Origin of the sequence: Haladaptatus sp. AB618 (genome assembly GCF_024136965.1) — an archaeon.
Classification (GTDB): domain Archaea; phylum Halobacteriota; class Halobacteria; order Halobacteriales; family Haladaptataceae; genus Haladaptatus.
In genome coordinates, this window is sequence record NZ_JAMYJX010000001.1 from 1,112,297 (window position 1) to 1,123,960 (window position 11,664).

The window sequence follows — 11,664 nt, forward strand, 5'->3', positions numbered from 1 at the left end:
CTCACGCAAAACGGAGCGTATGGTCTCCGGATTCGGGTGGTTCGTCCTGCTCGCGCTGGTCGGGACGGCGGTCGTCTGGAAGGCGAGCGACATGCTGGAACGGGCGAGCAAGCGGCTTTCGGCGTACTACGGCCTCCCACCGGTCGTCCAAGGGGCCATCGTCGTCGCCGTCGGGTCGAGTTTTCCGGAGCTTTCGAGTACGGTCGTCTCGACGTACGTCCACGGCGCGTTCGATCTGGGCGTGAGCGCCATCGTCGGATCGGCGATCTTCAACCTGCTCGTCATCCCGGCGTTGGCTGGCATCTTCGCGGACGGCGTCGAGGCCGACCGCTCGGTCGTCTACAAGGAAGCACAGTTCTACATGATCGCCGTCTCGGTAGTGATGATCACGTTCTCGCTGGCGGTCATCTATCACCCCGTCGCCGACATGCGCCTCGGCGGGACGGTCACGCGACCGCTCGCGCTCCTCCCCGTCGGGCTATATGTGGTCTACATCTTCACGCAGTGGCAGGACACACAGGATTACGATGCGGAGGCATCGACCGACGGCATTTCACCGCTTCGGGAGTGGGCGTCGCTCCTCGCCAGCCTCGTCCTCATCGCCGTCGCGGTCGAGTGGTTGGTTCAAGCCGCCCTCGGGTTCGGTGGGTTGTTCGACACGCCGGATTTCCTCTGGGGACTTACCGTGGTCGCCGCCGGGACGAGCCTCCCAGATACGCTCGTGAGCGTCCGCGCCGCGAAGGAGAACGACGGCGTGACCAGCCTCGCCAACGTTCTCGGGAGCAACGTCTTCGACCTGCTCATCGCGGTTCCTGCAGGCGTGCTCGTGGCCGGGTCGGCGGATATCGATTTCTCCGTCGCCGTCCCGCTGATGGGGTTTCTCACGTTCGCCACCGTCATCGTCTTCGGCTTCCTCCGCACCGAGCTTACGCTCTCGAAAACGGAATCGTGGGGACTGCTCGCGTTCTACTGTCTATTTCTCGTTTGGATGGTGTTGGAGACGGTTGGGGTGACGCACGTCGTTCCGGGCGCGTGAGCTCTCGCTGGACCAACAGTTCCCCGATGCCGAGGCTGTCCACACACTGCACTGACAGCACCGCGATAGGCCATCGACACAACCGCCAAAATTCGCATTTTCACAACCGCCGGAATCAGCAACCGACACAACCGCCAGAACGAAAAACGACACAATTTTCCAAAATCGGCCGGTGACACAACCGCCAGTCGCTAGCGTCTCGCCGGAAAATCTCAGATTTTCCGGGCCGACGAACCCCCGGAGTCCTGCTGAACGAAGTGAAGCAGGGCACGGAAGACCTCCGGTCTTCCGGAGGGGGTGAGGAGCGCTTTTGGTGCAGATTTTGCCAGGGAGCGCGGCAACGCCGCGCTCCCGCAGCAAAAGGTGCTATTGGAACGTCCGACCCAACTGCTCTTCCGTTTCGGGTTCCGCGGTGTCGAAGCGCTCTTCGATCTCTTCGTAGCGTTCACGGGTCTCCTCGGTGACGCTCGGGGTCACTTCACCCAGCGCGTCCTCGAAGTGCTCGGCCGTGATGCGGACGTTGCCGACGCTCTCGCCGATGTCCTCGGGCGAGACGGTCGCGATGAACTCGCGGCTCGCGGCCATCGCGGCCTCGCGGCAGACGGCTTCGATGTCGGCACCGACGTAGCCCTCGGTCTGGGTGGCGAGTTCCTCCAAGTCCACGTCGTCGGCGAGCGGTTTGTCCCGCGTGTGGACCTCGAAGATGGCGTGGCGAGCCTCCTCGTCCGGCACCGGCACGTGGACGTGGCGGTCCAAGCGGCCCGGGCGCAGGAGTGCCGAGTCGATGAGGTCGGGGCGGTTCGAGGTGGCGATGACGACGACGTCCTCCAACTCTTCGAGGCCGTCGAGTTCGGTCAGCAGTTGCGAGACGACGCGCTCGCTGACCTGCGTGCCACCGCCGCCGCCGTCGCGGCCGCGCTCCGTCGCGATGGAGTCGATCTCGTCGAAGAACACCACGGTCGGGGCGTTCTCGCGGGCCTTGCTGAACACTTCACGCACGCCCTTCTCGGACTCACCGACCCACTTCGACAGCAGTTCGGGACCCTTGATCGAGATGAAGTTGCTGTCGCTCTCGTTGGCGACGGCCTTCGCCATCAGGGTCTTCCCGGTTCCCGGCGGCCCGTACATCAGGACGCCTTTCGCGGCCTGCATGTCGAGCGCCTGGAACACCTCGGGGTAGTCGAGTGGCCACTGGATGGTCTCGCGGAGGCGTTCCTTGGTGTTCTCCAAGCCACCCACGTCCTGCCACGTGACGTCGGGGACTTCGACGAACACCTCGCGGAGCGCCGAGGGTTCGATTCCCTTCAGCGACTCCTTGAAGTCCGCCTCCGTCACCTTCAGTGACTCCAGAACGTCCGCCGGAATCTCGTCCGAATCGAGGTCGAGTTCCGGACGGACGCGTCGGAGCGCGTTCATCGCGGCTTCACGGGCCAACGATTCGAGGTCGGCACCGACGAACCCGTGGGTGTTGTCCGCGTACTCCTCCAAGTCCACGCCGTCCGCGAGCGGCATTCCGCGGGTGTGAACCTGCAGGATTTCGAGCCGTCCGTCGCGGTCCGGCACACCGATCTCGATCTCGCGGTCGAAGCGACCGCCACGGCGGAGCGCGGGATCGACGGCGTCCACGCGGTTGGTCGCCGCGATGACCGTGACTTCGCCGCGTTCCTCCAACCCATCCATCAGCGAGAGCAGTTGTGCGACGACGCGGCGTTCCACGTCTCCGCCCGCCTCCTCGCGCTTGGGTGCGATGGAGTCGAGTTCGTCGATGAAGATGATCGCGGGGGCGTTCTGTTCGGCCTCCTCGAACACCTCGCGCAGTTGCTCTTCGGATTCGCCGTAGTACTTCGACATGATCTCCGGGCCGGAAATCGTGCGGAAGTAGGCGTCGATCTCGTTGGCGACGGCCTTCGCCATTAGCGTCTTCCCGGTCCCCGGTGGGCCGTGGAGCAGAACGCCCTTCGGCGGGTCGATGCCGAGGCGGCTGAACAGCTCCGGGTGGCGCATCGGGAGTTCGATCATCTCGCGAACCTGTTCGAGTTCGCGCTCCAGACCGCCGATGTCCTCGTAGGTCACGTCGGGTCGGGCTTGACCGTCCGCACCGCCGCTCGCCGCGATCTCCTCGGCTGGCCGTTCGCTGATCTGGATGTTCGTCGAATCGGTGACGACGACCGTTCCGTCGGGATCGGTCTCGGCGACTTTGAGCGGGATGGATTGACCGGAGCCCATGCCCATCAGGCCGAAGCCGAACGGGATCGCTTGGCCCTGCGTGATCGCTTGGCCGCTCAACTTGTCACGGATGTGCGGCGCGATGTTCCCGCGAATCTGGAGGTTCTGCGGGAGCGCGATCGTCACCCGGTTCGCGGGGCTTACGTCGGCCTTCTCGATGCTGACCTTGTCGTCGATGCCGACGCCGGCCTCCTGCCGAAGTTTCCCGTCGATGCGGATGATTCCGCGACCCTCGTCCTCGGGGTAGCCGGGCCATACACGCGCGACTGCGCGACCTTGCCCACGCCCCTCGATGACAATGTAGTCGCCATTCTCGACGCCCAACTCGTCCATGGAGCGTCGGTCAACCGCCGCGAGTCCACGACCCGCGTCCTTTTGCTTGAGCGGCTTGACTGTCAGTTTCATTGTCCCACCTCGATAGTGAGGACACCATTGTTGATAAACGCTTGCGCGTCATCGGCCGACAGCTCTATCTCGGTCTGGAAACTCTCGCCGTCGCGCTCCACGACGACGATTGCCACGTCTCCCAGCACGTCCACAGATACGTCGGCCGTGCCGAAATCCGCGGCGATGAGCTCGCCGTCGTCGTAGTCGTAGCGACGGGCGATACTATCTTCCTGCTGTGATATGTGTTCGAGAGTCATCTTTGGCTAACCTTTGGTTAGGCACACAGATATAAATAACTTTCGCTGATTACGGCCTTGCAGTACTGCGATTCTCGTTTGGAGGTACAAATGTGGTCCACATATTTTTATCCCCATTTTGCTTCCGATCCGACCCGTCCATACTCGAACGCAACTCCGGCATCGGACCTGTCTCTGGCATCGAACACGCGACTTCGACATCGAACTTTATACTTCGTGCGCGAGAACGAATCGTATGGAGTCAGTCACGCATCAGGGTCGGGAGATTGCATACCGCGTCGTAGACCGAGGTGGCGACGGAAATCCGGTTCTGTTCGTTCACGGCAGTGGGGGAACACACGAGATTTGGAAGGCACAACTCGCTCGGCTCGCGTCCGAGTTCCCCGTCGTCGCGCTCGATTTGAGCGGCCACGGCGGCTCCGAGGACGTCGATTCCGATCCCGGTTGGGGTACTCTCTCCGCATACGCTGGCGACGTATTGGCGGTTGCAGAGGCGACAGACGCCAAGACCTTCGTCGGTAACTCGCTCGGCGGTGCCGTCGTGATGCATCTGGTCCTCGAACGTGATTTCGAACCCGAAGCGCTCGTCCTCGCCGGAACCGGTGCACGGCTCTCCGTCCTGGACGACTTGCTCTCGTGGTTGGACGACGATTTCGACCGAGCGGTCGAATTCCTCCACGGGGGCGACCGGCTGTTTCACGACCCGGACGACCGATACGTCGAACTGTCGAAGGAGTCGATGTATACGGTCGGCCAGCGAGTGACGAGTCGTGATTTTCATTCTTGTCATGCATTCGATGTTTGCGACGAGATTGACGGGATTGCCGCGCCGACGCTCGCCATCGTCGGCGAATACGACATGCTCACGCCGCCGTGGTATCACGAATTCTTGGCCGAGAACGTGCAGGACGGCAGCTACGCGGAAATCGAGGGAGCGGCCCACCTCGCCATGCTCGAAACCCCCGACGCGTTCAACGAGACGGTCGTGGAGTTCCTCGATGGCGCGCGGTAGTCGTTAGTCGGACGTACCCGAAAAACCCGCGTACGACCCGAATGACATACGACCCGAACGAACCGCGTTCGCTCTCAAAACAGCTCTCGATTCGAAACCGGCTCAGTACACGCCGTCCAGTTCGTCCTCGACGTGACTGTGTTTCTTGCTGGGGAACTCCTCCGATTCGACCTCGTCCCGATACGCCGTAACCGCACGCTCCATCTCGCTTTTCACGTCGCCGAACTGCTTGGCGAACGGCGGACTCCACTCACCCAGTCCGACGACGTCGTTGATGACGAGGACTTGCCCGTCCGTATCCGGGCCTGCCCCGATTCCGATGGTCGGGATGTCGAGTTCCGCGGTGATGGTCGCCGCGAGGTTCGATGGGATGTGTTCGAGGACGAGGGAGAACGCTCCCGCATCCTCGTGTCGTTTGGCGAGGTCGAGTATCTCGTCCGCTTCGTCCTGTGTGGTTCCCTGTCGAACGTGGCCCAACTGATTGACGCTCTGCGGTGTCAGACCGAGATGGGCCATCACCGGAACACCGAGGTTCGAAAGCGTCTCGGTCAGTTCGACGGTGTGGGGGCCGCTCTCGATTTTGATGGCGCTCGCACCCTCCTCTTTCAGCATTCGACCCGCGTTCTCGACTGCGGTCTTCTCGTCGTAGCCGAAGCCGAGGAACGGGAGGTCGGCGACGACGAGGGCGTCTCTAGTCGCCCGCACGACCGAGCCGGTTCGACTCGCAATCTCGTCCACCGTCACTGGAATCGTCGAGTCGTATCCCAGCACTGCGTTGCCCATGCTGTCTCCCACGAGTATCATGTCGATACCGGCCTCGTCTATAACGGCCGCGGTCGGCGCGTCGTAGGCCGTGAGCATCGTAATCGGCTCCTCGCCCGCCTTGGCGCGGATATCCCTCACCGTTGGCATACCTCGAACTCGTCGGTCCGACGGCTTAACCTGCCCGGTCGGGAATGTTCACCGGAATCCGACCTGACAACCCTTAAGGCGGCTCGGTTCCCGCGTTTAGCCGTGCCGGAACCAGTCGAAACCTACGAACCTGACGGCATCGACTACGGATGGGTGATGCAGATGACGTTCGTCACCACGATTACCATCGGTGCGCCACTCGTCGCACTTCTCGCGTTCGTCACCGGCGTCTCACTTCCGACGTGGAGTTCGCGCGCCTCCTTCGCCATCAGGGTCGGTGCGATCGTATGGTTCGTCACCGCAATCGCCGTGTTTCTCTACGCTCGTGCCTATCAGACACCCGAAACGTAATTTTAACCAATGATATACAGTGATACGCATTTCCAAACGAAAAGGCGCTATTTTTGGGAAATTTAGGATGTATACGGAATCTGAGTGTTTTTCCCGTTCACTGCTTCCCCTCCGGCTTTTTCTCTCACCTCATTTTGGATATCTATAGTTTAGCGGCCAATAACGGTATTAACTAGAACTCCTGAGAAAGGGCCATGACGGGAACGATAGCCGAGGTGGCGTTTCCCGCCGATGAGTTCGCCTTGGGAAAAACACTCGATGCACTCGATACGGTTCGATTCGACATCGAGCAGGTAGTCGCCTACAATCGGAACCAGTTCATGCCCTTCATCTGGGCCGGAACCGACGACCGTCAGGGAGTCGAAACCGCATTCGAAGCGGACGAGAGCGTCCGCGATTTCCAGTTGATTGGGGGATTCGAGGACGAATCCCTCTACCGACTCGAGTGGATCAAGGACATCGAATTGTTGACCCAAATCCTCGTCGAGGAGAACGGGACGGTGTTGACCGCCAGCGGAAAGGACGATACGTGGTACCTCCAGTTGCTGTTCAGCGAGCACGATGCCGTCACCCGCACCCACGAGTACTGCCGCCGTCGAGGGATCGACCTCGACTTACAGAACATCCACGAGTTCTCGAAGGGTCGGACGGGACGATACGGCCTCACCGAAAGCCAACGACGGACGCTCCAACTCGCGTACGACACGGGCTACTACTCGGTGCCGCGAAACGCGTCGGCGACGGACCTCGCCGATTCGCTCGGCGTGACTCACCAGTCCATCTCCGAAAAACTCCGCCGAGGGCACTCGAACCTCGTCAAAAACACCCTCGCGCTCAACGAGTAACCGCCGCGTCGTCGAAGAGACTCTGTCCTGAAGAATCTACACGTACTCGAAGGCCACATCCGCCCGCTTCGCAGTCAGTTCGTCGCGGGGGGAGTCGCCGATGAAGAGTGCGGGACCGTCGACATCCAACGCGTGAAGGGTCGCCAAAAGCGGCTCAGGGTCCGGTTTTCGTGTTGGGATCGAATCACGGCCGATCACGGCATCGACCGCGTCGGCGAGTTCGTGCGTTTCGAGGCTCACGTGGCAGGATGCCTCGCAGTTCAGCGAGCAGACGCCGACGGGCACCTCACGTCGAAGCAGTTCGTCGGCGTGGGGAAGTCGCGTCGAGCGCCGAGCACCGGTACACTCGTGGTCGCCGATGACCGCCTCGACTGCATCGCGGACGTTCGCTTCGTCGGCCAAATCCAGCATCGCCCAGAGGTCGACGTTACTCGCATCGACACCGTGGTCGTCAAGCACCGCGGCGACGTCCACCGCGACCTGTTTCCAGTTTACGATGAGGTCCACGAGCGTCCCATCCAAGTCGTACACGACCGCCGAAACGTCATCTCTCACGGTCACCGGTATGTATGGTGATGGCAAAGGGACTTCGGTTGGGGGGTAACGCATCGATCAGCAAGTCGATGTTTGGACATCGACGGGTATGGAAGAAGACGTTATTCACTCGACCGTCTCCGAACCGTCCAGTCGTTCTCAGCCGAGCAGGTCTCGCGCGATGACCTTCTTCTGGATTTCGGACGTTCCCTCGTAGATGGTCGTTATCTTCGAATCGCGGTAGAACCGTTCCACGTCGAAGTCCGTCGTGTAGCCGTAGCCGCCGTGAATCTGGACCGCTTCGTTCGTGATGTCGACGGCGGACTCGCTGGCGAAGAGCTTTGCCATGCTCGCGGCCGTCGCGTGGTCCTCCCCGGCGTCCGCGAGGCGGGCCGCATCGCGGGTCAGCAGTCGTCCGGCCTGCAACTTCGTCTGCATGTCCGCCAGTTTGTGCCGGATGGTCTGGATGTCCGCTATCGGTCGGTCGAACTGCTCGCGCTCTTGGGAATATTCGACGGCTTGGTCGAGCGCCGCCTGCGACAGGCCGACCGCTTGACTGGCGATGCCGATGCGGCCGCCCGTCAGGATGTGGAACGCCGCCGACAGCCCCTTTCCTTCCTCGGTCAGTCGATTTTCGGCGGGAATCCGAACGTCGTCGAAGATGAGACTCGTCGTGTCGCTCGCTCGCAGGCCGAGTTTCTCCTCCTTCTTGCCGACCTCGATACCGGCGTCCTTCGGGACGACGAACTGCGTGACGCTCCGCGGGTCGTCGCGGTCCGTTTTGGCGAACAGGACGACCACGTCGGCGCGCTTGCCGTTCGTGATCCACTGTTTCTTGCCGTTGATGACGTACTCGTCACCCTCACGACGCGCTTCGGTGGACATCTCCGCCGGGTTCGACCCCGCTTCGGGTTCCGACAGCGCGAACGCGCCGACCGGGCGACCTTTCGCCATCTCGGGGAGCCACCGCTCTTTGATCCCCTCGCTGCCGAACTCCGAGAGACAGGACGTCGCCAGACAGTGCACCGACAGCGCGGTTGCGACCGACAGCGCTCCGTAGGCGACTTCCTCGTTGACGACGCTGTACGTCAACTTCCCGACGTCCAACCCGCCGTACTCCTCCGGCACCGTCATCCCCATCATGTCGAGTTCGGCGAGTCCGTCCCAGACGTCCTCGGGGAACTCCTGCTTCTCGTCGCACTCCCCTGCCGTCGGTCGGATCTCTTCCACGGCGAACTCCCGAACCACGTCCTGAATGGCCCGCTGTTCCGCTGAAAGGTTCATGATGGTTCTTCGAGTGCCGGAGGAAAAAGGTACCCGTTCCGCGCTTTCGAGGATCGATCGATACGGTGGGATAGGAGGTTCGCTTGGCGTTGTTGATGGGTACGGTTCTGGTGCGAAGTTCACGAATCGCACGACCGTTCGAAGCTGACTCGACTACGAATACCGTTCGACGTTATCCTGCGAATCCGAGCGTCGTGAGGACGAGATTGAGACTCCAACCGGTCGCATCGACGATTTTGTAGCCGAGGTAAATCCCGACGATTCCCATGATGCCCGGTAGTTCGGGCGGGGCGGGAATCGGAACGCCGACGAACTTGAACAGCGCGCCGGTCAGCAGTCCGGTCAGCATCGCAAGCGCAGTGAGTGTGTAATCCATTGGGTATGTACTCCGGAGAGTGCGGTGAAAAGTAGTTCGGACTGTGGCGTCGTTCGGGCGAGTTCGCCGTCAACGACGTTGTGAGAGTGGTTGTGCTACACCAAGCGGGACTGATATCCACGCGTCGTCCCGCGTGATGTCCGCGATGATAGCCAACTTGCCGCCGTCGTCGTCCTCGTCCACGGCGAACATGACTTCGCCGTCCGGAGCCAGTGCATCCGAGTCGTCGGTTGAGCATGTCCAATTCAGAGTCAATCACCGTCGTTCACTTGCCTGCCGTTCGGCAAGTCTGGAGGCATATCTCTCCTTCTCCCCCTTTGTTATGGACTCCCTTCGGCGTTACAAGAACCCCTTACCGGGCCGAAAACCCGGTTTACGGCAAGTTGGTCGGTCAGTATGGGAGGTAAACCCGACCGGCGGGACGGTACGCGCAGGATAACAAAGTACCATCCGGGAATACGCTGGTCACGGACTGATTTCCATGCCGCTTCGAGAACACCAGACGGGCCAGCACCGCGCGACGACCGCCAGCGAACAATTACGCGTATGAGCCACGAGACGAACGAATCGTGGTGGACACGGATCACGCGTCCCGTGTTGGAGTTTCCGATCGATTTGGCCATCCTCGGTATTGCAGTCATACTCCTCTCCCTCGCGCTGATGCAACCGGGGGTGTACGGAACGCCACTCGCAGTCGCGTTGGGGATTCCACTCGTGTTCTTCGCTCCGGGGTACGCCCTCGTCGCGTTGTTGTTCCCGCAGGCCGGAAAACAAACGTCGAGATGGTCGAGTCCGGGGCGATTCCGGCAGGACGGCGTGACGGCGGGTGAACGGTGTGCGCTCTCGTTCGGCGTCAGCGTGTCGTTGCTGACGACGCTCGGCGTCATCTTCTCGCTCGCTCAACTGTCGTTCGCGCCGCTGCACGTACTCGGTGCGATCGTCGGGTTCACGCTCGTAGTCTCGCTTTTCGCCGTGATTCGGCGATTCTACGTGCCGAAACAGAATCGACTGTCGATTTCGCTCCGGAGCGGTATCGCTCGGTTGTATCGTGCGCTCTTCGACGAGGAATCGGCGACCGACGTGGTGCTCAACCTCGCGCTCATGCTTTCGGTCGTGATCGCGCTGACGTCCGTCGGGTTCGCCGTCGCCGCCCCGCAGGACGGCGATCACTTCTCCAACCTCTCCCTGCTCACGAAGGGATCCGACGGGAAGTACGTCGCCGAGAACTACCCGGAGAACATCACGGCGGGCGAGTCGAAACCCGTGTTCGTCGCCGTCAACAATCACGAGGATAAAGCGGTTCACTACTCCGTCGTCGTCGAACTTCAGCGCGTGGAACAGCAGCCAAACGGTGCTGGTAGCGTCACTAAACAGGAGGAGTTGGGACGGTTCGATCATCGTCTCGGCGCTGGTGACACGTGGCGCGTTCGCCACGACATCGCGCCGACGATGACCGGTGAGAACCTCCGTGTCGAGTATCTGCTTTACAAGGGCACTCCGCCCAGCAATCCGACGGTGGACAACGCCGACCAACACGCCCAAATCTGGATCAACGTGACCGGATAATGTGGCCGTGGGAACATCTCGCGTTCGGCTACCTCGTGTACTCCTCGTATCGTCACTTCCGCACCGGGCGGCCGCCGAGGGGCGATGCCGTCGTCGCCCTCGCGGTCGCAACACAACTGCCGGACCTCGTGGACAAGCCGCTCGCATGGACGCTTTCGGTCCTCCCGAGCGGTCACTCGTTGGCCCACTCGCTCGTCACGGCGGTTCCGCTGTCCGTGGCCGCGCTCGTGCTCGCACATCGCGCGAAACGAACGGACATCGGCGTCGCGTTCACCGTGGGCTACCTTTCGCATCTCGCTGGGGACATCATCTATCCGCTGGCCATCGGCAAGGAGGCCTCGTTCGCCTTCCTGCTCTGGCCGCTCGTTCCCGTCCCGCCCGACAGTTCGAGTCTCGGCTTTCTGGCACGATTCCACGAGTACTTCGGCGAGTACCTCGCACACCTCGGCGACCCGGCAGTTACCGGCTACATCGCGCTCGAACTCGGCCTCCTGCTCGGTGCGGCCTGTCTTTGGCTGTTCGACGGGTTACCGGGGCTTCCGCGGGCAATCACCCGTTACGCACCCGTCGTCGGACGGTAACGGGACGATAATCGGTGCGAATACCGACGTGACTTATTTTCCGGAGAGAACCGTTCCGCAGTGATGGCAAGTTGCATCTTCGGGGTAGTTTTTTCGACCACACGCGTCACACTCCACCTTTCGTGGGGAGGCGAAGGTGTCAGTTTTGGTCGCCAGTCCGAATATCACCAGCAGAAACCCCGCGACCGTGATTCCGAACGGACCGAAAGAAGAACCGATACCGAAGAATATCAGCGTAATCCCTCCCGCGACGAGCGAATCCTTCATGTCCACTCCAGAAAGCGGGGAAAGAAAAGT

14 protein-coding genes are annotated in these 11,664 nt (G+C 61.5%); 6 read left to right on the forward strand and 8 right to left on the reverse strand.

Translation table 11 applies throughout. The features are described from left to right. Nucleotides 1-19 precede the first annotated feature (19 nt). Complete coding sequence (locus NKF26_RS05940) at nucleotides 20-1,036, forward strand: sodium:calcium antiporter (RefSeq protein WP_253227297.1); 1,017 nt, start codon at nucleotides 20-22, stop codon at nucleotides 1,034-1,036. A gap of 366 nt (nucleotides 1,037-1,402) precedes the next feature. Here NKF26_RS05940 and NKF26_RS05945 read toward each other — a convergent pair whose 3' ends face one another. Then, complete coding sequence (locus NKF26_RS05945; RefSeq protein ID WP_253227298.1) at nucleotides 1,403-3,667, reverse strand: CDC48 family AAA ATPase; 2,265 nt, start codon at nucleotides 3,665-3,667, stop codon at nucleotides 1,403-1,405. Beyond that, nucleotides 3,664-3,906, reverse strand: coding sequence for a hypothetical protein (locus NKF26_RS05950; protein ID WP_253227299.1), 243 nt, complete (start codon nucleotides 3,904-3,906; stop codon nucleotides 3,664-3,666). The genes NKF26_RS05945 and NKF26_RS05950 overlap by 4 nt, the downstream gene beginning before the upstream one ends. A 235-nt stretch (nucleotides 3,907-4,141) precedes the next feature. Between NKF26_RS05950 and NKF26_RS05955 the strand changes: the two genes are divergently transcribed. Continuing rightward, entirely contained in the window at nucleotides 4,142-4,918 is a 777-nt protein-coding gene (locus NKF26_RS05955) for an alpha/beta fold hydrolase (RefSeq protein WP_253227300.1), read from the forward strand. 102 nt (nucleotides 4,919-5,020) lie between these two features. Here the strand turns inward: NKF26_RS05955 and panB are convergent, their stop codons facing one another. Continuing rightward, entirely contained in the window at nucleotides 5,021-5,830 is an 810-nt protein-coding gene (gene panB / locus NKF26_RS05960; RefSeq protein ID WP_253227301.1) for a 3-methyl-2-oxobutanoate hydroxymethyltransferase, read from the reverse strand. Between the two features lie 102 nt (nucleotides 5,831-5,932). On the opposite strand from panB, the gene NKF26_RS05965 reads away from it, so the two are divergent. Together NKF26_RS05965 and NKF26_RS05970 are read left to right on the forward strand one after the other, a co-directional pair. Further along, nucleotides 5,933-6,181, forward strand: a complete 249-nt coding sequence (locus NKF26_RS05965) for a DUF5822 domain-containing protein (RefSeq protein WP_253227302.1) — start codon at nucleotides 5,933-5,935, stop codon at nucleotides 6,179-6,181. Nucleotides 6,182-6,375: 194 nt separating this feature from the next. Next, complete coding sequence (locus NKF26_RS05970; protein ID WP_253227303.1) at nucleotides 6,376-7,026, forward strand: helix-turn-helix domain-containing protein; 651 nt, start codon at nucleotides 6,376-6,378, stop codon at nucleotides 7,024-7,026. Between the two features lie 36 nt (nucleotides 7,027-7,062). On the opposite strand, the gene NKF26_RS05975 is transcribed toward NKF26_RS05970, so the two are convergent. The 4 genes from NKF26_RS05975 to NKF26_RS05990 all read right to left on the reverse strand — a co-directional run bounded on the left by NKF26_RS05975 (nucleotide 7,063) and on the right by NKF26_RS05990 (nucleotide 9,475). Next, nucleotides 7,063-7,581, reverse strand: coding sequence for an HAD-IA family hydrolase (locus NKF26_RS05975; RefSeq protein WP_253227304.1), 519 nt, complete (start codon nucleotides 7,579-7,581; stop codon nucleotides 7,063-7,065). 138 nt (nucleotides 7,582-7,719) lie between these two features. Next, nucleotides 7,720-8,844 (reverse strand): acyl-CoA dehydrogenase family protein, encoded by a 1,125-nt coding sequence (locus NKF26_RS05980; RefSeq protein WP_253227305.1) that lies wholly within the window; start codon nucleotides 8,842-8,844, stop codon nucleotides 7,720-7,722. Nucleotides 8,845-9,016: 172 nt separating this feature from the next. Then, a complete protein-coding gene (locus NKF26_RS05985; protein WP_253227306.1) occupies nucleotides 9,017-9,220 on the reverse strand; it encodes a XapX domain-containing protein in 204 nt (67 codons plus the stop codon). Between the two features lie 69 nt (nucleotides 9,221-9,289). Next, nucleotides 9,290-9,475 carry a hypothetical protein gene (locus NKF26_RS05990; RefSeq protein ID WP_342766333.1) on the reverse strand — a complete coding sequence of 62 codons (186 nt, stop codon included), beginning with the start codon at nucleotides 9,473-9,475 and terminating at the stop codon, nucleotides 9,290-9,292. A gap of 291 nt (nucleotides 9,476-9,766) precedes the next feature. On the opposite strand from NKF26_RS05990, the gene NKF26_RS05995 reads away from it, so the two are divergent. Both NKF26_RS05995 and NKF26_RS06000 read left to right on the forward strand, forming a co-directional pair. Further along, the gene (locus tag NKF26_RS05995) at nucleotides 9,767-10,786 is read left to right on the forward strand and encodes a DUF1616 domain-containing protein (RefSeq protein WP_253227307.1); all 1,020 of its coding nucleotides are present in this window, start codon (nucleotides 9,767-9,769) and stop codon (nucleotides 10,784-10,786) included. Next, nucleotides 10,786-11,367, forward strand: coding sequence for a metal-dependent hydrolase (locus tag NKF26_RS06000; protein ID WP_253227308.1), 582 nt, complete (start codon nucleotides 10,786-10,788; stop codon nucleotides 11,365-11,367). Before NKF26_RS05995 ends, NKF26_RS06000 begins: the two co-directional genes overlap by 1 nt. Before the next feature lie 33 nt (nucleotides 11,368-11,400). Here NKF26_RS06000 and NKF26_RS06005 read toward each other — a convergent pair whose 3' ends face one another. Further along, on the reverse strand, nucleotides 11,401-11,634 hold the full coding sequence (locus NKF26_RS06005; RefSeq protein ID WP_253227309.1) for a hypothetical protein: 234 nt from the start codon (nucleotides 11,632-11,634) through the stop codon (nucleotides 11,401-11,403). Between the last annotated feature and the right edge of the window lie 30 nt (nucleotides 11,635-11,664).